This window comes from Rahnella sp. BIGb0236 (assembly GCF_004364755.1).
Lineage (GTDB): Bacteria > Pseudomonadota > Gammaproteobacteria > Enterobacterales > Enterobacteriaceae > Rahnella > Rahnella victoriana.
In genome coordinates this window covers 58258-80161 of the sequence record NZ_SOAO01000013.1, presented here as the reverse complement: position 1 = coordinate 80161, position 21904 = coordinate 58258, and the positions used below count along the sequence as shown (strand labels likewise).

The 21904-nt window shown below is 52.0% G+C and carries 17 protein-coding genes; 12 read left to right on the top strand and 5 right to left on the bottom strand.

What is annotated here, in order from left to right; all coding sequences use genetic code 11:
* The first annotated feature begins 81 nt into the window (after positions 1–81).
* The 5 genes from EDF78_RS20970 to EDF78_RS20950 all read left to right on the top strand — a co-directional run bounded on the left by EDF78_RS20970 (position 82) and on the right by EDF78_RS20950 (position 4006).
* A complete protein-coding gene (locus tag EDF78_RS20970) occupies positions 82–294 on the top strand; it encodes a cold-shock protein (RefSeq protein ID WP_095922608.1) in 213 nt (70 codons plus the stop codon).
* 96 nt (positions 295–390) lie between these two features.
* On the top strand, positions 391–1614 hold the full coding sequence (locus tag EDF78_RS20965; RefSeq protein ID WP_119822225.1) for a winged helix-turn-helix domain-containing protein: 1224 nt from the start codon (positions 391–393) through the stop codon (positions 1612–1614).
* Positions 1615–1996: 382 nt separating this feature from the next.
* Positions 1997–2179 (top strand): Trm112 family protein, encoded by a 183-nt coding sequence (locus tag EDF78_RS20960; RefSeq protein ID WP_056771818.1) that lies wholly within the window; start codon positions 1997–1999, stop codon positions 2177–2179.
* Positions 2176–2934 carry a 3-deoxy-manno-octulosonate cytidylyltransferase gene (gene kdsB / locus EDF78_RS20955; RefSeq protein WP_095922606.1) on the top strand — a complete coding sequence of 253 codons (759 nt, stop codon included), beginning with the start codon at positions 2176–2178 and terminating at the stop codon, positions 2932–2934. The genes EDF78_RS20960 and kdsB overlap by 4 nt, the downstream gene beginning before the upstream one ends.
* Positions 2935–3112: 178 nt before the next feature.
* Entirely contained in the window at positions 3113–4006 is an 894-nt protein-coding gene (locus EDF78_RS20950) for a YcbJ family phosphotransferase (RefSeq protein ID WP_095922605.1), read from the top strand.
* A 1-nt stretch (position 4007) separates the two neighbouring features.
* On the opposite strand, the gene elyC is transcribed toward EDF78_RS20950, so the two are convergent.
* The gene (gene elyC / locus EDF78_RS20945) at positions 4008–4787 is read right to left on the bottom strand and encodes an envelope biogenesis factor ElyC (protein WP_095922604.1); all 780 of its coding nucleotides are present in this window, start codon (positions 4785–4787) and stop codon (positions 4008–4010) included.
* Positions 4788–4943: 156 nt separating this feature from the next.
* Here elyC and cmoM point away from each other — a divergent pair, with 156 nt between their 5' ends.
* From cmoM to EDF78_RS20910, 7 genes are all read left to right on the top strand, one after another.
* A complete protein-coding gene (gene cmoM, locus EDF78_RS20940; RefSeq protein ID WP_095922603.1) occupies positions 4944–5729 on the top strand; it encodes a tRNA uridine 5-oxyacetic acid(34) methyltransferase CmoM in 786 nt (261 codons plus the stop codon).
* Positions 5726–7048 (top strand): chromosome partition protein MukF, encoded by a 1323-nt coding sequence (mukF, locus tag EDF78_RS20935; RefSeq protein WP_133823832.1) that lies wholly within the window; start codon positions 5726–5728, stop codon positions 7046–7048. The genes cmoM and mukF overlap by 4 nt, the downstream gene beginning before the upstream one ends.
* A complete protein-coding gene (gene mukE / locus EDF78_RS20930) occupies positions 7029–7760 on the top strand; it encodes a chromosome partition protein MukE (protein WP_095922601.1) in 732 nt (243 codons plus the stop codon). Before mukF ends, mukE begins: the two co-directional genes overlap by 20 nt.
* Positions 7757–12205, top strand: a complete 4449-nt coding sequence (gene mukB / locus EDF78_RS20925; RefSeq protein WP_119822227.1) for a chromosome partition protein MukB — start codon at positions 7757–7759, stop codon at positions 12203–12205. Before mukE ends, mukB begins: the two co-directional genes overlap by 4 nt.
* Before the next feature lie 362 nt (positions 12206–12567).
* Positions 12568–14418, top strand: coding sequence for a L,D-transpeptidase (ldtD, locus tag EDF78_RS20920; RefSeq protein ID WP_119822228.1), 1851 nt, complete (start codon positions 12568–12570; stop codon positions 14416–14418).
* A gap of 178 nt (positions 14419–14596) precedes the next feature.
* Complete coding sequence (locus EDF78_RS20915; protein WP_095922598.1) at positions 14597–15148, top strand: YcbK family protein; 552 nt, start codon at positions 14597–14599, stop codon at positions 15146–15148.
* 49 nt (positions 15149–15197) lie between these two features.
* Entirely contained in the window at positions 15198–15845 is a 648-nt protein-coding gene (locus tag EDF78_RS20910; protein WP_133823831.1) for an MBL fold metallo-hydrolase, read from the top strand.
* A 75-nt stretch (positions 15846–15920) separates the two neighbouring features.
* Here EDF78_RS20910 and EDF78_RS20905 read toward each other — a convergent pair whose 3' ends face one another.
* From EDF78_RS20905 to pncB, 4 genes are all read right to left on the bottom strand, one after another.
* Positions 15921–17111, bottom strand: a complete 1191-nt coding sequence (locus tag EDF78_RS20905) for an amino acid aminotransferase (RefSeq protein ID WP_131693718.1) — start codon at positions 17109–17111, stop codon at positions 15921–15923.
* A 241-nt stretch (positions 17112–17352) separates the two neighbouring features.
* Positions 17353–18474, bottom strand: a complete 1122-nt coding sequence (ompC, locus tag EDF78_RS20900; protein ID WP_278248211.1) for a porin OmpC — start codon at positions 18472–18474, stop codon at positions 17353–17355.
* Positions 18475–18774: 300 nt separating this feature from the next.
* A complete protein-coding gene (asnS, locus tag EDF78_RS20895; protein WP_095922595.1) occupies positions 18775–20175 on the bottom strand; it encodes an asparagine--tRNA ligase in 1401 nt (466 codons plus the stop codon).
* 256 nt (positions 20176–20431) lie between these two features.
* Positions 20432–21637, bottom strand: coding sequence for a nicotinate phosphoribosyltransferase (pncB, locus tag EDF78_RS20890; RefSeq protein WP_095922594.1), 1206 nt, complete (start codon positions 21635–21637; stop codon positions 20432–20434).
* Positions 21638–21904: the final 267 nt, after the last annotated feature.

The following is a 21904-nucleotide window of genomic DNA, read 5'->3' as shown; positions in this document are numbered from 1 at the left end:
AATAACTTAGAAATGGGCAAACGCATCCGAACAATAATAAAAAAGTGTGTTCATGGATGCCCAAAAGAAAGGATAGAAATTATGATGTTAAAAATGGGTTTAGTTAAATGGTACAATCAGGCTAAAGGCTATGGTTTTATTTGTCCGCTCGATGGTTCTTCTGAAATTTATGTTCAGCGCACTTCCATTGCAAATACGGGTAATAAATCTCTGAGTGCCGGTCAGAAAGTCGAATTCACGACTTACCGCAGTGTTGCGCATGGCCCTTCAGCGGCTGATGTGATTGCGTTCTGAGTCTGATTTTTGTTGTTCGCCGTTGAGCTGAATTTTACGCTCCGGTAAAAATATGCTATCGGTATCCACAGTTAATTAGCTGCCTCGGATACCGATATGTCTCACCCGGTTATATCTCTCGCTTCAGCCCGCACCCTGCATTTATCTGCGCAACACCTTCTCAAGCCCGTCACCCGAAAACCTGTGGCATCTGATGTCGTACAGGCCATCCGCGATATGGGATTACTGCAAATCGATACGATCAGCGTCGTCGCCCGCAGTCCTTATCTGGTGTTGTTCAGCCGTCTCGGCAATTATCCGCCGCAGTGGCTTGAAGATGCGCTGTCCGCTGGCAATATTTTCGAATACTGGGCGCATGAAGCCTGTTTTATTCCTGCTGAGGATTACGGTCTGCTGCGCCACCGGATGTTAAATCCGCAGGGCATGGGATGGAAATTTTCTCAGGCCTGGTTTGATGAACATCAGACAGATATTCAGGCGCTTCTTGGCCATATTGCAGAAAACGGTCCGGTGCGTTCCGCTGATTTCAGTGCAGAAAAAAAATCTAACAGCGGCTGGTGGGACTGGAAACCGCATAAAAAGCATCTGGAAACGCTGTTCACCGCAGGAAAACTGATGGTGTCTGAGCGGCGAAATTTTCACCGCGTATATGACCTGACAGAACGCGTGATGCCCGGCTGGGACGATGCCAGCCAGACCTTAGAACAGGCGGCTGCGGAATACCAGATGCTGCGCCAGTCTGCGCAATATCTGGGTATTTTCAAACCGGAGTGGCTGGCGGATTACTACCGGCTCAAGCGGATCAACACCAAAGCCGTGATCGCTCAGTTGCTGTCTGATGACGAAATTACGCCGGTAGAGGTATCCGGTCTGGACGGAGTTTATTATGTGCATTCCCGGCAGTACTCCTTACTGCAACAGGCCATTGATTCCGGGATCCGCTCTACGGTCACCACACTGCTTTCTCCTTTTGACCCCGTCGTCTGGGACCGAAAGCGTGCCTCAACGTTGTTTAATTTTGATTACCGCATCGAATGTTATACGCCGGAAGCAAAGCGGCAATACGGCTATTTCACGCTACCGGTCTTACAACGCGGTGAACTGATTGGCCGGCTGGATGCAAAAATGCATCGTAAGGAAAAGATACTGGAACTCAAAAGCCTGCATCTTGAACCGGGTGTGGCAGTGACATCACGGCATGCGCGGGATATTCAGGGAGCGATAAGTCGTTTTGCGCAATGGCAGGGTGCGGAGAAGGTTATGAGCGGGCAGTTGCCTGAGGCTCTGAGAAAGATGTGGGGTACGGGCTGGCAGCTTTGATACCGCAAAATAAAACGGCTGCATCAGGCAGCCGTTATTTCACGATGATTGCAGGTGTGACTCAGCATTAGTGGCTGAAGTTAGCGAACATTGCGATGATTTTGTTAATGGTTTTCATTTTTCGTGCTCTTGTCTGAAGTTGATAGTGTGATGTTCATCACAAAAAAATTGTACTCCCACTCAATCTGCAACGCAATCACCCTTCAGTGAAATTTTTTATTCACATCGCTGTAACTTTAAGCGGCCCTTCTCAGAGAGTGATGTGAGGATTAACCCCGGGCGGGGCGTTATGCTATTCTCTGGAACCGCTATCTTATGTTTCCAATGCTTTTTTGCGTCACGCCATGCTGAAAATGGGCGTATTCGCTTCCGGGAGGAATTTATGGATCATCGTTTACTTGAAATCGTTGCGTGCCCTGTATGTAACGGGAAGCTTTACTTTAATAAAGAGTCGCAGGAACTGGTGTGTAAGGCTGACAGTCTGGCTTATCCGGTCCGTGACGGGATCCCTGTTTTATTAGAAAACGAGGCACGCCCGCTTTCTGTTGACGAGACACATCCATGAGTTTTATCGCCATTATTCCTGCCCGCTATGGCTCGAGCCGTCTGCCGGGTAAACCTCTGGCAGACATCAACGGCAAGCCGATGGTTGTGCATGTCATGGAACGTGCTCTTGAATCCGGTGCAAAACGCGTGATAGTCGCAACCGATCATCCTGATGTCGTGAAGGCGGTGGAAGCCGCAGGTGGCGAGGTCTGTCTGACCCGGCCTGATCACCAGTCAGGTACTGAGCGCCTCGCGGAAGTCATCGAATTGTGTCAGTTCGCCGATGACGAAATTATCGTGAATGTGCAGGGCGATGAGCCTTTGATCCCGCCGGTGATTGTCCGTCAGGTTGCAGAAAATCTGGCAAACAGCGAAGCCGGGATGGCAACACTGGCCGTGCCGATTGAATCGGCAGAAGAAGCGTTCAACCCTAACGCGGTGAAAGTGGTGCGGGATGCCAGAGGCTACGCCATGTACTTTTCACGGGCGGCGATCCCCTGGGAGCGTGAACGTTTCGCGGTGTCAAAAGATACCATCGGCGATACCTTCCTTCGTCATATCGGTATTTACGCTTATCGTGCAGGTTTTATCCGCCAGTACGTTAAGTGGGAGCCGAGCAAGCTGGAGCATATCGAACTGCTCGAACAACTCCGGGTGCTGTGGTACGGTGAAAAAATCCATGTTGATGTCGCGAAAGCGATTCCTTCGGTGGGCGTTGATACGCCAGAGGATTTGGAACGTGTGCGCGCGATCCTGGGGCATAAACGTGCCTGACTGAACGTCATCCGAACGGAATGTCCCGGCATTCCGTTTATTTTTAGTGGTCTCTTTGTTTTGCGCGATGCCTTCCTTTTTCTGCCCCAATTATCCGGTTTTATTTGATCTGAAACGGGGTAATCCTTCGCTGAAGCTTTCATCATAAACGTTACTTTTTCGTCACTGCGAACACGTTATGGAACAGCTAAAAGCCGAACTCAGTATTGTATTAGGCGAACGTCTCTCCCGCCTTGAATGCGTCAGTGAGCAGCCTTATGCCCATCTTTTTTCTTTATATGATGAGCAGGGCTATGCCATGCCTTTGCTGGCGAAAAGTTTTGTCTGTCAGGGGATTGCGGGGCAGGAGGCGTATAAGCTCTCGATGCTGGCGCGGGAAGGCGTGGTGCGGGTGCCGACAGTGTACGGTATGGTCACGACCCATCAGAAACCCTATCAGGAAATTTTGCTGATCGAACGCCTGCGCGGTGTTTCGGCGGAAGCCCCGACAAGAACGCCTGAACGCTGGCTAATCCTGCAGGAACAGATCGTTGAGGCGATGCTGGCATGGCACCGGATTGACAGCCACGGATGCGTTGGCTCGGTCGACAGTACGCAGGAAAATCGCTGGGAAAACTGGTATCCGCAGCGCGTCGAAGTGCTGTGGGCGACGCTGTCTAATCTCCAGGCTCCTGAACTCACACCGGAGGACCGCACGCTTCTGTTCCGCTCGCGGGCGTGCATACCGGCATTGTTTGAGGGATTCGACGATACGCCGGTGCTGGTTCACGGTAATGTGTCATTACGCGGCATGCTCAAAGATCCGCGCAGTGATCAACTGCTGGCGATGATCAATCCCGGCACCGTGTTATGGGCTCCCCGCGAATTTGACCTCTTCAGGCTGTGGGAAAAAGGGATGAGTGAGCAGCTGCTGTTCAGCTATCTGCAAAAAGCACCGGTTTCAGAAAGCTTCCTTGCCCGCCGCTGGTTATATCTGGTGTGGGAATCCGTCGCCCACATGATCCATACCGGAAAACTGGACCGCAGGCAGTTCGATTTTGCACGGCAACAGTTGCTGCCGTGGCTTAACTGAGTTATCTGACTTCAGGCGCGGGAAGGGTTATCCATTGCCATATCCGCCCCAGCGTTTCATACCATGCCCGTTCACTGTGAGAGAGGAACAACGCCTGAGGTAAGGCTTTTTCCCACGGATTGAGCGGGGAATCTATTGCCAGCTGATTGGCCGGTGCCGGAATCGGGTTCAGGCCCAGTTGGCGGAAGAAGATGATTGCGCGCGGCAGATGGTTTGCGGAGGTCACCAGCGCAAAGGGTTGTTCTCCCATCATCGCTTTAACCTGCAAGGCTTCCTGATGGGTGTCCTTCGGTTTATCGAGCAAAATAATATCGCTCTCAGGCACGCCTAAACTGATTGCCACCTTTCCCGCCACTGCCGCACTGCTCATCGGGTTGCTCATGGCCTGCGCACCGGTAAAGACCATTTTAGCGCCCGGATTTGCGCGATAAATACGGATCCCTTCCGTCACGCGCGGAAGACTGTTGCTGATCAGATTAGAACTCGGTGCCCAGGCCGGGTTATAGGTGTAACCGCCACCCAGCACCACGACATATTTTACCGGCGTATGGCCCTGAGTCTGGTAAGTGGGGTAGACCGATTCAATGGGGCGCAGCAGCTTATCAGCCACCGGTTGCAGGCTGAGCAGCAACAGAAGCAGCCAACTCAGTGAAAAAAACACTTTTCCGGTTTTTTGCCAGCGGGTCATCCACAACAACACCAGCGCAACCGCCATCATAAGCAAAATAAAAGGCAGAGGTAATAACAGCCCGCCGAGTGTCTTTTTTAGGATAAATAACATCAAAAACGGGTCCTTTTGAGTGAAAAAACGACATCCGGGCGTGAATCCGAGTCTGGATGATTTATTCTAAGCCAGCCTGTGCCAAAATAGCACTTCACACGGCATCGCCGCAGAGACATCATCAGACAAATTGTTTTCAGAAACAGGGTTCACTTCATGCAGGATCGTAATTTCGACGATATCGCCGAAAAATTTTCGCGCAATATCTACGGCACCACCAAGGGACGTATCCGTCAGGCGGTGCTGGGTCAGGATCTGCATGAGTTGCTCCAGACGTTGCCACAGCGGCCACTGCGTATTCTTGATGCGGGCGGCGGTGAGGGGCAAATGGCCTGTGAACTGGCCGCTTTAGGACATAAGGTCTTGTTGTGTGATCTCTCCGGTGAGATGATCCGGCGCGCCGAAGCGGCCGCGCGGGAAAAAGGTGTGAGCGACAACATGCAATTTGTACAATGTCCCGCTCAGCATATCGCCGAACATTTGGAACAGCCGGTTGATCTGATATTGTTCCATGCGGTCATTGAATGGCTGGCCGAGCCTCAGCAGGCACTGGCCGCGCTGGTCGATTGTCTGGCCCCCGGTGGCGCAATATCGCTGATGTTTTACAATATCCACGGTCTGGTCATGCGGCATATGATCCTCGGCAATTTTGCTCATGTCGAGGCAGGTGTGCCTAAAATCAAAAAAAGCTCCCTGTTACCCGATCATCCGCTGGAACCGGCAAAGGTTTATCAGTGGCTGGAACAGTTGGGGATGCAGATCAGCGGCAAGACCGGTGTTAGAGTGTTCCACGATTATTTGCGAAACAGACAACAACATAAACAGGATTTTGATGAGCTTCTGGCGCTGGAACAGCGTTATTGCCGTCAGGAACCTTTTGTTAGTTTGGGACGTTACATCCATGTGATGGCGCACAAACCCATTCTGAAGGACGAATTATGAGTGAATTTTCCCAGACTGTACCCGAACTGGTCGCCTGGGCACGGAAAAATGATTTCTCAATTTCGCTGCCAACGGAGCGGCTGGCTTTTCTTCTGGCGATTGCCACGTTAAACAGCGAGCGCCTTGACGGGGAAATGAGTGAGGGTGAGCTGGTCGATGCGTTTCGTCACGTCAGCAAGGGTTTCGAGCAAACCAATGAGACCATCACCGTACGTGCCAACAACGCCATCAATGACATGGTGCGTCAGCGTTTGCTCAACCGTTTTGTCAGTGAGCTGGCCGACGGCAATGCTATCTATCGTCTGACGCCTCTGGCGATCGGCATTTCAGATTATTATATCCGTCAGCGTGAATTCTCCACGTTGCGCTTGTCTATGCAGCTGTCGATCGTGGCGCAGGAACTCAAGCGAGCGGCGGATGCGGCCGACGAAGGCGGTGATGATTTCCACTGGCATCGCAATGTGTACGCCCCTCTCAAATATTCTGTGGCTGAAATTTTCGACAGCATCGACATGACCCAGCGGATCATGGACGAACAGCAGCAGGGCGTAAAAGATGATATCGCGGCGCTGCTCAATAAAGACTGGCGTGCGGCGATTTCCAGCTGTGAAATCCTGCTGTCAGAAACGTCGGGCACGCTGCGTGAATTGCAGGATACGCTGGAAGCGGCGGGCGACCTGTTGCAGGCGCACCTGTTGCGTATTCAGGATGCCACCATGGTGGAGATGGACCTGAGCTTTGTTGACAAGCTGGTCTTTGATTTACAGAACAAACTCGACCGTATTACCAGCTGGGGCCAGCAGGCGATTGACCTGTGGATTGGCTATGACCGGCATGTACATAAATTTATCCGTACTGCCATCGACATGGATAAAAACCGGGTATTTGCCCAGCGTTTACGCCAGTCGGTGCAGAACTATTTTGATCAGCCGTGGACCCTGACGTTTGCCAATGCCGATCGTCTGCTGGATATGCGTGACGAAGAGCTGGCCTTGCGCAGCGAAGAAGTGACCGGCGAGCTTCCGCCTGATCTCGAATTTGAAGAATTTAACGAAATCCGCGAACAACTTGCGGCATTGATTGAACAGGCATTACAGGTCTATCAGCAACAAAAAACGCCGCTCAATCTGGGCATGGTAATGCGCGAATACCTCAAACAGTATCCGCGTGCCCGACATTTTGATGTCGCGCGAATTGTGGTCGACCAGGCGGTACGCCTCGGTGTGGCTGAAGCAGATTTTTCAGGGTTGCATGCCGAATGGCAGGCAATCAATGATTACGGAGCCAAGGTGCAGGCCCATGTCATCGACAAATATTGAACACATAATGCCAGCTAAGCTGGCGCAGGCACTGGCTAACTCAGTGTTTCCTGCTCTCGACAGCCAGCTGCGTTCTGGCCGTCATATCGGCATTGATGAACTGGATAACCACGCTTTCCTGATGGATTATCAGGAAGAAATGGAACTGTTTTACAGCCGCTACAGCGTGGAGTTGATCCGGGCGCCGGAAGGTTTCTTCTATCTTCGCCCGCGTTCCACCACGCTTATCCCGCGTTCCGTCTTATCGGAGCTGGACATGATGGTCGGGAAAATTCTCTGCTATCTGTATCTCAGCCCGGAACGTCTGGCGCATGAAGGTATTTTTACCCAGCAGGAATTGTACGACGAATTACTGAGCCTGGCAGACGAAAGCAAATTGCTGAAATACGTCAACCAGCGTTCTACCGGTTCAGATTTGGATCGTCAGAAACTCCAGGACAAAGTCAGAACGTCGCTGAACCGTCTGCGTCGTCTGGGTATGGTCTATTTCATGGGCGTCGACAGCAGCAAATTCCGTATTACCGAAGCGGTATTTCGTTTTGGTGCGGATGTCCGCAGTGGCGATGACGCGCGTGAAGCGCAGTTGCGGATGATCCGCGACGGCGAAGCGATGCCTGTCGACAGTGCGTTGTCATTGAACGACGAAAGTGAAGACGGCGAGCCGCTGGCAGGGCCGCAAGGGCATGAGGGCGCAGAGGATGAACAGGAATGATTGAACGCGGTAAATTTCGCTCACTGACGCTGGTGAACTGGAACGGGTTCTTCGCCCGTACTTTTGACCTCGACTCACTGGTCACCACACTTTCCGGCGGCAACGGGGCGGGTAAATCCACCACCATGGCCGCTTTTGTGACGGCGCTGATCCCCGATCTGACCTTACTGCATTTCCGTAATACCACGGAAGCAGGCGCGACCTCCGGTTCACGTGATAAAGGCCTGCACGGTAAATTGCGTGCCGGTGTCTGTTACTCGGTTCTGGACGTGGTGAACTCCCGTCATCAGCGCATTGTGGTTGGTGTTCGTCTGCAACAGGTTGCCGGGCGTGACCGTAAAGTGGACATCAAACCGTTCACCATTCAGGGCTTGCCGGTGGCAGTGAACCCGACGGAAATGCTGACGGAAACCGTTGGCGAACGTCAGGCGCGCGTGTTGCCTTTGCATGAACTGAAAGAGCGCGTTGAAGCAATGGAAGGCGTGCAGTTCAAGCAGTTCAACTCGATTACCGATTACCATGCGCTGATGTTCGATCTGGGTGTGATCCCGCGCCGCCTGCGTTCAGCGTCTGATCGCAGTAAATTCTACCGTCTGATTGAAGCGTCACTGTACGGTGGTATTTCCAGCGCCATCACCCGTTCCCTGCGCGATTACCTGTTGCCGGAAAACAGCGGTGTGCGTAAGGCTTTCCAGGATATGGAAGCGGCACTGCGTGAAAACCGTATGACGCTCGAAGCGATTCGCGTCACTCAGTCTGACCGTGACCTGTTCAAGCATCTGATTTCTGAAGCAACCTCTTACGTGGCCGCCGACTACATGCGCCACGCCAATGAACGCCGTATCCATCTGGATGGTGCGCTGGTGTTGCGTAATGAGTTGCTGTCGAGCCGCAAACAGTTGTCCGGTGAGCAATACCGGCATGTTGAAATGGCGCGTGAACTGGCCGAGCAAAGCGGTTCGCAAAGTGATCTGGAAACCGATTATCAGGCCGCCAGCGACCACCTGAGTCTGGTTCAGACCGCGATGCGTCAGCAGGAAAAAATCGAGCGCTATGAAGGCGACCTCGAAGAGCTGACCTACCGTCTGGAAGAACAAAACGAAGTCGTTGCCGAAGCCAGCGAACTGCATGCCGAACATGAAGCCCGCGCGGAAGCGGCTGAACTGGAAGTGGATGAGCTGAAAAGCCAGCTGGCAGATTATCAGCAGGCGCTCGATGTGCAGCAGACCCGTGCCATCCAGTACCAGCAGGCGTTGCAGGCCATCGAGCGTGCGCGTGATCTGTGCCAGATCCCGGATCTGAGTATTCAGAACAGTGAGGAATGGCTGGAAACGTTCCAGAGCAAAGAGCAGGAAGCGACTGAAATCCTGCTGATGCTGGAACAAAAAATGAGCGTGGCATCTGCCGCGCACAGTCAGTTTGAGACGGCGTATCAGCTGGTGGTGAAAATCGCCGGTGAAGTGAGCCGCAGTGAAGCCTGGCAGACGGCGCGTGAATTGCTGCGCGACTGGTCTTCTCAGCAACATCAGGCGGAGCGCGTCGAACCGCTGCGCATGCGTTTATCCGAACTCGAAGGCCGCCTGCGTGAGCAGCAGGATGCTGAGCGTCAGTTGCAGGAATTCTGCAAACGCACCGGGCAGGATGTGCATCCGGAAGATCTGGACGACATGCAGCGTGAGCTGGAAGTGCAGATCGAAGAGTTGCAGGGCGTCGTTTCTCAGGCGGGTGAACGCCGCATGGAAATGCGTCAGGAGCTTGAGCAGGTTCAGTCGCGCATTCGCGAACTGACCGCCCGTGCGCCGGTCTGGCTGGCTGCACAGGAAGCCCTCAGCCAGCTGAGCGAGCAGAGTAAGGAACCGCTGGAAAGCAGCCAGCAGGTCACCGAATACATGCAGCAGTTGCTGGAAACGGAACGCGAAACTACAGTTGAGCGCGACGAAGTGGCTGCGCGTAAACGTCGCATTGAAGGGCAGATCACCCGTCTCAGCCAGCCAAGTGGTGCGGAAGATTCCCGCATGATTGCCCTGGCCGAGCGTTTCGGTGGTGTACTGCTGTCTGAGATTTACGACGACGTCACTATCGACGACGCGCCTTACTTCTCTGCGCTGTACGGTCCATCGCGTCACGCGATTGTGGTCCCTGATCTGTCGCTGATCCGCGATCAGCTGGAAGGGCTGGACGATTGTCCTGAAGATCTCTATCTCATCGAAGGGGATCCGCAGTCCTTTGATGACAATGTGTTTGAAGTGGATGAAATGCAGGGCGCGGTACTGGTCAAGACCGGTGACCGCCAGTGGCGTTATTCGCACTTCCCGCAGGTGCCTTTGTTTGGCCGTGCGGCGCGTGAAAACCGTCTGGAAACCCTGCATAAAGAACGCGAAAACCTGTCAGAACGTTACGCGACACTGTCGTTTGACGTGCAGAAAATTCAGCGTGCGCATCAGGCATTCAGCCGCTTTATCGGCAGCCATTTAGCCGTCGCGTTTGACGCCGATCCTGAAGCGGATATCCGTACCCTGAGCGGCCGTCGTGGCGAACTTGAACGTGCGCTGAATGCCCATGAAGGCCAGAATCAGCAGCAGCGTCAGCAATTTGAGCAGGCGAAAGAAGCCATCGGCATGCTCAATAAATTGCAGCCGCGTGTGGGTCTGTTGTGCGACGAAACGCTGATCGACCGCGTGGAAGAGATTCGCGAAGAAATGGAAGAGGCGCAGGATTCTGCCCGTTTCATTCAGCAACACGGCGCCTCACTGAGCAAACTGGAACCGCTGGTATCGGTGCTGCAAAGCGACCCGGAACAGCATGAGCAACTGAAAGAAGATTACGCACAGGCGCAGCATGCACAACGTCTGGCGAAGCAACAGGCCTTCGCCCTGACCGAAGTAGTTCAGCGCCGTGCTCACTTCAGCTATACCGACTCTGCCGGTATGTTGAATGAAAACAGCGACCTGAATGACAAACTGCGTCAGCGTCTGGAACATGCGGAAGCGGAACGTACCCGCGCCCGTGAACAGATGCGTCAGCACCAGACGCAACTGACCCAATACAGTCAGGTTCTGGCGTCACTGAAAAGCTCGTTCGATGCCAAGCGCGATATGCTCAAAGAGCTGAGCCAGGAATTGCAGGATATCGGCGTTCAGGCTGATCCGAACGCGGAAGCCCGCGCCAAAACCCGTCGTGACGAATTGCATACCGCGCTCAGCACCAACCGTGCGCGCTGCAATCAGCTGGAAAAACAAATCACCTTCTGCGAAGCCGAAATGGATAACCTGCAGAAGAAATTACGCAAACTTGAGCGTGATTACCATCAGAGCCGCGAACAGGTAGTGACCTCGAAAGCGGGCTGGTGTGCGGTGATGCGTCTGGTGAAAGACAACGGCGTTGAACGTCGTCTGCACCGTCGCGAGCTGGCTTACATGGATGGCGACGAACTGCGTTCCATGTCGGATAAATCCCTCGGTGCGCTGCGTCTGGCGGTATCTGATAACGAACATCTGCGCGACGTGCTGCGTTTGTCGGAAGATCCGAAACGTCCTGAGCGTAAAATTCAGTTCTACATCGCCGTGTATCAGCATCTGCGCGAGCGTATCCGTCAGGATATTATCCGTACCGATGACCCGGTTGAAGCTATCGAACAGATGGAAATTGAGCTGGGACGCCTGACCGAAGAACTGACCGCCCGCGAACAGCAACTGGCGATCAGTTCCAAGAGCGTGGCGAATATCATCCGTAAAACCATTCAGCGCGAGCAGAACCGTATCCGTCAGCTGAACCAGGGCCTGCAGGCAGTGGCGTTTGGTCAGGTGAAAAGCGTACGTCTGAACGTGAATGTGCGTGAAGCGCATGCCGGTCTGCTGGATGTGCTTTCTGAGCAGCAGGAACAGCATCAGGACTTGTTCAGCAGCAACCGCCTGACCTTCTCGGAAGCACTGGCGAAACTGTATCAGCGTCTTAATCCGCAAATTGATATGGGACAGCGCACACCGCAAACCATCGGTGAAGAACTGCTGGACTACCGAAACTATCTGGAAATGGAAGTGGAAGTTAACCGCGGTTCCGATGGCTGGTTGCGTGCAGAAAGTGGCGCGCTGTCAACGGGTGAAGCGATCGGTACCGGTATGTCGATTCTGGTGATGGTGGTACAGAGCTGGGAAGATGAATCGAGCCGCATGCGGGGCAAAGACATTTCGCCTTGCCGTCTGCTGTTCCTCGATGAAGCAGCCCGTCTGGATGCCAAATCTATCGCCACGCTGTTTGAGCTTTGCGATCGTCTGGAGATGCAGCTGATTATCGCGGCGCCGGAAAACATCAGCCCTGAAAAAGGCACGACCTATAAACTGGTGCGTAAAGTGTTCGGTAATAATGAACACGTACATGTGGTCGGGTTACGTGGCTTTGCGCCGGAACTGCCGGTACTGGCAGATACGGAAGCTGACGTGTCCTGATGGTTTGCAGATAAATCAGACGGTTGAAATTCAAAAGCCCTGGCATAAACGCCGGGGCTTTTTATTTTTCTTCCATTCATTTTGCTTATATTTCTATAAAAAATATCTGGTGATTTAAATAACGGTCAACACAATGCGAAGGCGTTGCGTAATTTATAACCGAATGTCTAAAAACAGCACATAAACACTCAACGGAAGGCTTTATTTCGGCTTGCCGCTGGCTTAGAGTCTTTACGTTATACGCGGACTCTATTTCATTGAGTTCCTACGCAAAAAAAGAAATCTCTTTATATACTTAATCCAAGAGCTGCTGGCTCAATTTTGCGGATTAAATTGGGCACTTTATCGGGAGGCAAGGGAAGATGTTGATGAATCAAAGGTCTCTCAGGTTTTTAGTCGCCAGCTGTCTGCTGGCGAGCGGCCTGTCGCCATGGTTTGCAGCCTGGGCGACGGTACCGACGATGCCGCTGGGGAAAACCACGCTGTCCAGCGTGCAGAGCATGAGTCAGCTTCAGGCGGAACTGCTGCCGCGAGGGATCCGGCCGCTGTATCTGTCGTCCCTGTCATCGCTTTATGCGGCGAACCATATGCAACCTATGTGGAATGATCGGGAAACCGTGCAGATATTCCAGCAACAGTTAGCTGAGCTGGCGATTTCGGGCATCCAGCCTCAGTTCACGCAATGGGTGAAATGGCTGACAGATCCGGAAGTAAAAGGCATGGCGCGCGATGTGGTGTTGTCGGATGCGATGCTGGGCTATTTGCAGTTTACCAGTAGCGTGGAAGCCAATGGCGAGAAATGGTTATACAGCACGACGCCATACAAAATGACCACGCCTTCACTGACGGTGATGAATCAGTGGCAGCTGGCTGTGCGTCAGGGCACCACCGCACATTATTTATCGACGCTGGCACCACAACATCCTTATTACAGCAAAATGCATGATGCGCTGAAAACCATGCTGGCGGATAACCGTCCGTGGCCGGTCATGAGCGGAACGGCCAGTTTACGTCCGGACCAAATCAGCGATGATGTGCCTGCGTTACGGGAGATTCTCACCCGCACCGGCATGATGGTCGCCTCACCGGAAGAGAACAAATCACCAAAACCGACGGACGAAACGATCGCGCCAAATGCGCCGGGTAGTGCCGCCAATGACGATTTATCTGTCGATGAAACGGCGGATAAAGCCCAGCAATCCACGCCAGCCGTCAGCCCGTCTGCGACCTCGGTGCAGGACGTCCTGCCGTCGGTACAGAATGCTGAAACGCCTGCGCCAGCCCCTGCGGTGGCAGTGGCGAATAATCAGTACACCCCTGAATTAGTCGACGCAGTAAAACGCTTCCAGAAATGGCAGGGGCTGGAGGATGACGGAGTTATCGGCGCGCGTACGCGTCAGTGGCTGAATGCGTCTCCGCAATTGCGGGCCACCTTGCTGGCGCTGAATATTCAGCGTCTGCGTATTCTGCCGGGCAATGTAAACACCGGTATCATGGTGAACATCCCGAACTATCAGCTCACTTATTACCTCAATGGCAATGAAGTGCTGTCTTCGCGTGTGATTGTCGGGCGTCCGAGCCGCAAAACGCCGTTAATGAGCAGTGCGCTCAATAACGTGGTGGTGAATCCGCCGTGGAATGTGCCGACTACGCTGGTGCGTGAAGATATTATGCCGAAGGCCATGAATAATCCGACGTACTTCCAGCAACATGGTTATCAGGTGTTGTCCGGCTGGAGCAATGACGCCGAAGTGATCGACCCGTCGATGATTGACTGGGCGATGGTTTCACCGAGCCATTTCCCGTATCGCATTCGTCAGGCACCGGGCGCGAATAATTCCCTCGGGCGTTATAAATTCAATATGCCAAGTTCTGATGCCATCTACCTGCATGACACGCCGAACCATAATCTTTTCAGCAAGGATATTCGCGCGCTGAGTTCAGGGTGTGTGAGGGTAAATAAAGCATCGGAATTAGCCAATATGCTGTTGCAGGATGCTGGCTGGAATGACACCCGTATTTCGTCTGCCTTACAGGGCGGCAATACCACTTATGTGGCGATACGCCATCATATACCGGTAAAACTGTTTTATCTGACAGCGTGGGTGGCGGATGACGGTAAGCCGCAGTTCCGCACAGATATTTACAATTATGATGCGACAGTGAGATCGGGTGCACAAATTTTGCCTCAGGCAGAAATTTTGCTCCAATAAATGCAGTAAAACTAGTCTGATAACGGTCAGAGTATTTGGCCATATGACGAGCGTGAGCCCCTGGCACGCTCGTTTTGCATATCGGGGTCCCTTGACTCGCTGAAATTTGCCAGTTAAGGTTCGAAACGGTCCGTTCTGTGACCTATTTTTGACTCTCTTATCGGATAGTAAACTGTACATGAATGAAATCGACAAACATCGCCGTAAATGGCTGGCACTGGGCAGTGCCGCTATGGGGATTGCATTGCTTCCAGGTCGTGCATTCGCCACTCTTTCCACGCCTCGTCCCCGTATTTTAGTGGTTAATAATATAAATACCGGCGAAACCCTCAAAACCGAGTTTTTTGATGGAAAGCGTTACAACAAGGATGAGTTGGCCCGGTTGAATCATTTGTTCAGGGACTATCGCGCGGAAAAAGTTAAGACTATCGATCCTGCCTTGTTCGATCACCTTTACCGTTTGCAGGTCATGCTGGGCGGAACCAATAAACCGGTTCAACTGATTTCCGGCTATCGTTCACTGGCAACCAATAACAGTATGCGTGAACCGGGAAGCGGGGTAGCGAAACACAGTTATCACACCCTCGGGCAGGCAATGGATTTCCATATTCAGGGCATCGAACTGAGTAATATCCGCAAAGCAGCATTAAAAATGCGGATGGGTGGTGTAGGATATTATCCACGAAGTAACTTTGTGCACATCGATACCGGCCCCGCCCGGACCTGGTGATGTGTGTTATTAATGGCCTGCAGATATGCAGGCCATTTTGTGGAGCCTTATGAAAATCCATCTTATTACTGTCACGGCGTTCAGCCAGAATTGCTCACTGATTTGGTGTACCAAAACCAATCAGGCCGCGCTTGTCGATCCGGGCGGTGAAGCCGCAAGAATTATTCGGGAAGTGTCTGCCAAAGGCGTTCTGGTCACGCAAATTTTGCTGACCCACGGCCATCTCGATCACGTCGGTGCGGCGGCAGAATTGGCCGCCCATTATCAGGTGCCGGTCATCGGACCTCAGAAAGAAGATCAGTTCCTGCTTGATGCGCTGCCAACGCAGAGCCAGATGTTTGGTCTTGATCATTGCGACCCGCTGACGCCGGATACCTGGCTGGAAGAGGGCGATACGGTCAGCGTGGGTGAAGAAACGTTGTCGGTGCTGCATTGTCCGGGCCATACGCCGGGTCATATTGTCTTCATCAATGATAAAGCGCGTATCGCTGTTTCCGGTGATGTGATTTTTAAAGGCGGCGTGGGGCGCAGTGATTTCCCGCGTGGCGATCATCAGGCGCTGATCCATTCCATTAAAACGAAACTATTGCCACTCGGCGATGACATCGTCTTTATTCCCGGTCATGGCCCGATGTCTGATTTTGGCTATGAGCGCAAAACCAATCCTTTCCTGCAGGATGAAATGCCGGTCTGGTAAAAACGCATATCTGAAAGACAAAAAGCCCGTCAGTTTCCTGACGGGCTTTTTTAATCGAGCAACAACGCTTACCTTTTACAGCACCGCGACAATCGCTTCACACAGCGGGGCCATGTTTTCGAGCGTAATACCCGCGACGTTAATACGGCCTGAATTCACCGCATACACACCGAACTCATCACGCAAACGCAGCACCTGATCTTTCGTCAGGCCGCTGAATGAAAACATACCGTTCTGATTAATAATAAAGCTGAAGTCTTGCTGTGCGCCTTTTTCCTGCAATGTGCTGACAAATAACTGGCGCATGCGGTGGATACGCTGGCGCATATCGCTCAGTTCCTGCTCCCACAAGGTGCGCAGGGCATCATTACCCAGAATAGTCGCCACTACCGCTGCGCCGTGTGACGGCGGGTTGGAGTAGTTTGCGCGGATAACCGATTTCATCTGGCTGAACGCACGTTCTGCCGTTTCGGCATCGGCAGTGACCAGCGTACAGGCGCCGACGCGCTCATTATATAACCCGAAGTTTTTCGAGTAAGAACTGGCGACCAGTAATTCTTTATGGTTTGCCACGAACAGACGCAGGCCAGCCGCATCTTCTTCAAGGCCTTTTGCAAAGCCCTGATAGGCGAAATCAAACAGCGGTAACCAGCCTTTAGCCACTGACAGTTCTGCCAGCTGTGCCCATTGTTCTTCCGTCGGATCAATACCGGTCGGGTTATGGCAGCAACCGTGGAATAACACCACGTCGCCGGCAACGGCTTCGCTCAGGCTTTTCAGCATGCCGTCGAAATCCAGACTGTGACTGGCGGCGTCATAATAATTGTATTCTGCGACTTCGAGACCGGAAGCAGAGAACACGCCTTTGTGGTTCGGCCAGCTCGGATTGCTTACCCATACACGTCTGGCGCTGGTTTGTGTCGCGATGAAATCAGCAGCGATGCGCAGGGCACCGGTACCGCCTGGTGTCTGGGCAGTACGTGCACGTTTATCAGCGATGACCGCGCTGTCTTTACCAAACAGCAGTTCCTGCGTGCAGCGGGCAAAATCAGGCAATCCGTCGATGCTCAGATAGGTTTTAGTGGTTTCATTTTCCAACAGGAATTGTTCGGCTTTCTTCACGCTGGCCAGAACCGGCGTTTTACCCGTTTCATCTTTATAAACACCAATCCCAAGATTGATTTTATTTGAGCGGTCATCAGCGCGGAAAAGATCGGAAAGACCCAGGATCGGGTCGGCAGGTGCTGCAGTGATTTTTTCAAACATGTTGGAAACGTCCATTAGCCTGATATGACGAAAGAGGGCATCAGGTTAACGCCAGCGTCCCCGTTTGCCAACCGTTTGCGGCAAAAAGAAAGCAGAGTTGTGAGAAGGCGTGGGAGATTAAAATATTTTATGGGAGGAGGCAGAAAAACGAAGGCGTCGAAGTCCACAAATGCAAAAGGCAGAGCCGAAGCTCTGCCTTGATATCCCTTTGATACGCTCGTAAGCGAATCGTTAAACGATATTAGAACTGGTAAACCAGACCCAGTGCGACGATATCGTCAGTTGCGATGCCGTTAGCTTTGGTGAAGTCATTCTCGTCCAGCAGGTTGATTTTGTAGTCAACATAGGTAGACATGTTTTTGTTGAAGTAGTAAGTCGCACCCACTTCAGCATATTTCACCAGATCCTGGTCGTCGCCGTAAGTGCTGTTCAGGCTCTTACCTTTAGACTGCAGGTACGCTACAGAAGGACGCAGACCGAAGTCGAACTGGTACTGTGCAACCACTTCGAAGTTCTGAGTTTTGTTAGCGAATTGCTGTAAACCATCACGGTTACCGTTGTCTGCGCCGTTACCCGCTTCAGTGTTACCGAACGGAGTCATGTTGTTGGTTTCTGCATACATTGCTGCCAGGTATACGCCGTTAGCGTCGTATTTAGCACCAACAGTCCAGACGTCAGCTTTGTCGCCGTTGCCATCAGCAGTCTGCGCATCAGTACGGTCAGAAGACGCGTATGCTGCACCCAGGTTTACGCCTGCGCCGATGTCATAAGTCGTGGAGATTGCATAACCGTCGCCGTTTTGTTTAGACACGCCACGGTCGTCGTTCTCGTTTTTACCCTGATATTGCAGAGCAAAGTTCAGGCCATCAACCAGACCGAAGAAGTTGGTGTTACGGTAAGTTGCAACGCCGTTAGTACGACCAACCATGAAGTTATCAGTGTAGGTGTAGGTGTCGCCGCCGTATTCTGGCAGGTTATCGGTCCATGCTTCAACGTCATAGACGGCGCCGTAGTTACGACCGTAGTCGAAAGAACCCGCATCGCCAAATTTCAGACCAGCAAAGCCCAGACGGGTTTTGTTGCCTTCGTCGCCCATGCTTTCTGCGTGGTTAGCCTGAACGTTGTATTCCCACTGGCCGTAACCGGTCAGTTGGTCAGTAATCTGAGTTTCGCCTTTAAAGCCGAAACGAACGTAAGTCTGGTCACCGTCGTTGCCGGTGTCATCAGAGAAGTAATGCAGGCCGTCAACTTTACCGTACAAATCCAGTTTGTTGCCGTCTTTGTTATAAACTTCTGCCGCATTAGCTGCACCAGCAACTAACAGAGCAGGGATTACCACTGCAAGAATATTGCGCTTCATCATTATTATTACCCTCATTGGTTTTATTTGGACACCTGCCACTGCCGTAAATAATTCTTTGCGGAACTATTCATGAGAGTTTGGTGTCTCCTGTGTCTGAACGCACTATTCCATCCGTGGTGAGCTTAATCTACAGCGAAAATGCTACTAAATTACTAAATATGTTTCAGTTAGAAAAAATGTATTTCAAAATGTGTATTTTACGGAACTTTGTGACAGGGATCTATCTTTGAAAATGACTAAGGCCAGCAATGCTGGCCTTAGTTATGTAACGATTCTGTTAATTAAAAATAGTTTAATTAATTAGAAGGTTGCATTACGTGGTGTACGCGGGAACGGGATTACATCACGCACATTTTGAACACCGGTCACATAAGCGACTAAACGTTCAAAGCCCAGTCCGAAACCGGAGTGAGGCACAGTGCCGTAACGACGAAGATCGCGATACCACCAATAATCTTCTTTATTCAGACCCATTTCTTCCATCCGGATGTCCAGAACATCCAGACGTTCTTCACGCTGCGAGCCACCGATAATTTCGCCAATCCCCGGCGCCAGAACATCCATGGCCGCCACAGTTTTGCCGTCATCGTTAAGACGCATGTAGAAGGACTTGATATCTTTCGGGTAATTTTTCACCACAACCGGCGCTTTGAAATGCTGCTCTGCCAGATAGCGTTCGTGTTCAGAAGAAAGATCTACACCCCAGGAAACCGGGTTCTCAAATTTCTGGCCACAATTCATTAAGATTTCTACTGCTTCGGTGTAATCCACCTGCGCGAAATCAGAGGTTACAAAACGTTCAAGGCGGGCAACCGCATCTTTGTCTACGCGTTCAGCAAAGAAAGCCATGTCGTCTGCACGTTCGTTCAGCACTGCCTGGAAAACATATTTCAGCATGTTTTCTGCCAGTGATGCGATATCGTCCAGTGTGGCAAAGGCCACTTCCGGTTCAACCATCCAGAACTCAGCCAGATGGCGGCTGGTGTTGGAGTTTTCTGCACGGAACGTCGGGCCGAAGGTGTAAACCTTAGACAGGGCACAGGCATAAGCCTCGCCGTTCAGCTGGCCGGATACGGTCAGGAAGGACTCTTTACCGAAGAAGTCTTCGCTGAAGTCGATCTCGCCTTTGTCCGTACGTGGCAGGTTTTGCAGATCCAGCGTGGAAACACGGAACATCTCACCCGCGCCTTCAGTATCGGAAGCAGTGATCAGGGGAGTCGATACCCAGAAATAGCCGTTTTCGTTGTAAAAACGGTGGATCGCCTGAGACAGGGTGTTGCGCACACGGGCAACGGCACCGATCAGGTTGGTACGCGGGCGCAGGTGAGCCACTTCGCGCAGGTATTCGATGCTATGGCGTTTTGCCGCCATCGGGTAGGTATCAGGATCATCCACCCAGCCCACCACGTTAACAACGGTGGCCTGAAGTTCAAAACTCTGACCTTCGCCTGGCGACGCGACAACTTTCCCGGTGATTTCCACAGAACAGCCGGTCGTCAGACGCAGAACGTCCTCATTATAATTGGGCAGAGAATTATTGACGACGGCCTGTAATGGATTAAAGCAGGAGCCGTCATAAACGGCGACGAATGAGATACCAGCTTTAGAATCTCTCCGGGTACGTACCCAACCGCGTACGGTGACTTCACTGTCAACCGCAGCACGGCCTTGCAGTACGTCGACTACAGGCACAACGCTCATAGATTTCTCTCTTTCTTTATATATGTTGACTAAGAAATATTGGACACCCTGTAAATAGGGATTTTGCTATGTTACTTAGCCTTTCTCAGGACACAAGCAGAAATCGTCGTCAGCGGAGAAGAATTGTGGCGTAAATGGCGGGAGCACGGGGAAATATTGAGAGAGTGAATAAAAGCCGAGCAGAATTAGATCATAACTATATAAAGGAAAGAAAAAGCACACAGCGCGCCCGATTTCTCCGGCGCGCCGTGATGGCTCAGGAGGCTTTTTTGACCAGCGGCAGATCGAAGGCTTTGCGCAGCGCTTTGACAAAGGCTTTATCCTGACAAATCGTTTTGCCCGGACTGTCCGAAAGTTTCGCGACAGGTTTGCCATTACACTGCACCAGCTTGATCACAATATTCAGCGGTTTCACATCCGGAATATTACAGGTCAGGCGCGTACCGATACCAAATACCAGGTTCACCCGCTGATGGAAATGGCGATACAGATGCAGCGCTTTATCCAGATCCAGATTATCGGAGAACACCAGCGTTTTGGTCATCGGATCGATATCCAGCGCCTGATAATGAGCGATGGCTTTTTCACCCCATTCCACCGGATCCCCGGAGTCGTGGCGCAGTCCCTGATAGGCATTGGCGAATTTACTGCCGAAATCACGCAGGAACGCATCCATCGTAATGCAATCGGTGAGGGCTATTCCGAGCTGATCGGGATATTCATCCAGCCACGCTTGTAAGGCGGCGCGCTGACTGTTGGCCAGCACCGGGCTGATTTGCTGATGCGCCTGGAACCATTCATGAGCCTGAGTGCCGACCGGCGTCAGTTGCAGTTTATGTGCTAAGTCATAATTGCTGGTACCGACGAGATAAGGGAACTCATTCTTCAGCGTGCTGACGATGGCTTCCTGAACCGCACCGGAGAAACGACGGCGGGTGCCGAAATCCATCAGACGGAACGCAGAGAGATCAATATCTGAAGCCTGTTCCTTAAAGCGAGCGAGATTCCTGCGCAGCTGGTCAACCGCCATTTGCACGGTAGCCTGCGGCGAACGCTGGCGATGAACCACTTCACTGATAACTGCCAGCAACGGTACTTCCCACATAATCACTTCGCGCCACGGGCCTTCAATACGCACGTGTAAATGCCCGTTGCGATCAGAAACGGTGACATGCTCAGGGTTGTAGCGGAAAGTTTTCAGCCAGTTCAGGTAATCCTGCGTGAAGAATGGCAGGCCGGAAAGGTAGATGAACTCATCGTCCGTGAGCGCCAGGTGACTCATCATCTGGATTTGCTGACGGATTTCACTGACATATTCGCCCAGCAGTTCATCGCCACGGCAACGGAACTCGGCCACGACGCTGATGTTGCGATAGCGATGGTAGACCGCTTGCTGCATGTGAAGCTTGTAGGCATCGGTATCTAACAGCGAAGTCAAAATCGGGGAGGCGTATGGAGTCATAGCGCGTTTACAGCATCCTCGTCAGAAACTGAGTGTTTGAACACAAACAACCGTTCCGTAAAAAAAACGTTCTGGATAAAACAGCAAAGTCTGTGAAGTATACCGTATTATCCCGCTAAAGAACCCTCATCACATCATAATTGTCTGTGAATGGTCGAGGCTTAAATGTGCTTAAACGCAGGTAATTCAGGCAAACAGGCGAGTTTTCGGATTAAATAAAGCACAAATTGATTACATACATTTAATCAATCTGACAATTTGAAAGAA

Excerpts from the sequence above, each read along its gene's own strand:
- EDF78_RS20970 (WP_095922608.1), top strand. The coding sequence starts at position 82 with ATGATGTTAAAAATGGGTTTAGTTAAATGGTACAATCAGGCTAAAGGC.
- EDF78_RS20965 (WP_119822225.1), top strand. The coding sequence starts at position 391 with ATGTCTCACCCGGTTATATCTCTCGCTTCAGCCCGCACCCTGCATTTA.
- EDF78_RS20960 (WP_056771818.1), top strand. The coding sequence starts at position 1,997 with ATGGATCATCGTTTACTTGAAATCGTTGCGTGCCCTGTATGTAACGGG.
- kdsB (WP_095922606.1), top strand. The coding sequence starts at position 2,176 with ATGAGTTTTATCGCCATTATTCCTGCCCGCTATGGCTCGAGCCGTCTG.
- EDF78_RS20950 (WP_095922605.1), top strand. The coding sequence starts at position 3,113 with ATGGAACAGCTAAAAGCCGAACTCAGTATTGTATTAGGCGAACGTCTC.
- elyC (WP_095922604.1), bottom strand. The coding sequence starts at position 4,787 with ATGTTATTTATCCTAAAAAAGACACTCGGCGGGCTGTTATTACCTCTG.
- cmoM (WP_095922603.1), top strand. The coding sequence starts at position 4,944 with ATGCAGGATCGTAATTTCGACGATATCGCCGAAAAATTTTCGCGCAAT.
- mukF (WP_133823832.1), top strand. The coding sequence starts at position 5,726 with ATGAGTGAATTTTCCCAGACTGTACCCGAACTGGTCGCCTGGGCACGG.
- mukE (WP_095922601.1), top strand. The coding sequence starts at position 7,029 with ATGTCATCGACAAATATTGAACACATAATGCCAGCTAAGCTGGCGCAG.
- mukB (WP_119822227.1), top strand. The coding sequence starts at position 7,757 with ATGATTGAACGCGGTAAATTTCGCTCACTGACGCTGGTGAACTGGAAC.
- ldtD (WP_119822228.1), top strand. The coding sequence starts at position 12,568 with ATGTTGATGAATCAAAGGTCTCTCAGGTTTTTAGTCGCCAGCTGTCTG.
- EDF78_RS20915 (WP_095922598.1), top strand. The coding sequence starts at position 14,597 with ATGAATGAAATCGACAAACATCGCCGTAAATGGCTGGCACTGGGCAGT.
- EDF78_RS20910 (WP_133823831.1), top strand. The coding sequence starts at position 15,198 with ATGAAAATCCATCTTATTACTGTCACGGCGTTCAGCCAGAATTGCTCA.
- EDF78_RS20905 (WP_131693718.1), bottom strand. The coding sequence starts at position 17,111 with ATGTTTGAAAAAATCACTGCAGCACCTGCCGACCCGATCCTGGGTCTT.
- ompC (WP_278248211.1), bottom strand. The coding sequence starts at position 18,474 with ATGATGAAGCGCAATATTCTTGCAGTGGTAATCCCTGCTCTGTTAGTT.
- asnS (WP_095922595.1), bottom strand. The coding sequence starts at position 20,175 with ATGAGCGTTGTGCCTGTAGTCGACGTACTGCAAGGCCGTGCTGCGGTT.
- pncB (WP_095922594.1), bottom strand. The coding sequence starts at position 21,637 with ATGACTCCATACGCCTCCCCGATTTTGACTTCGCTGTTAGATACCGAT.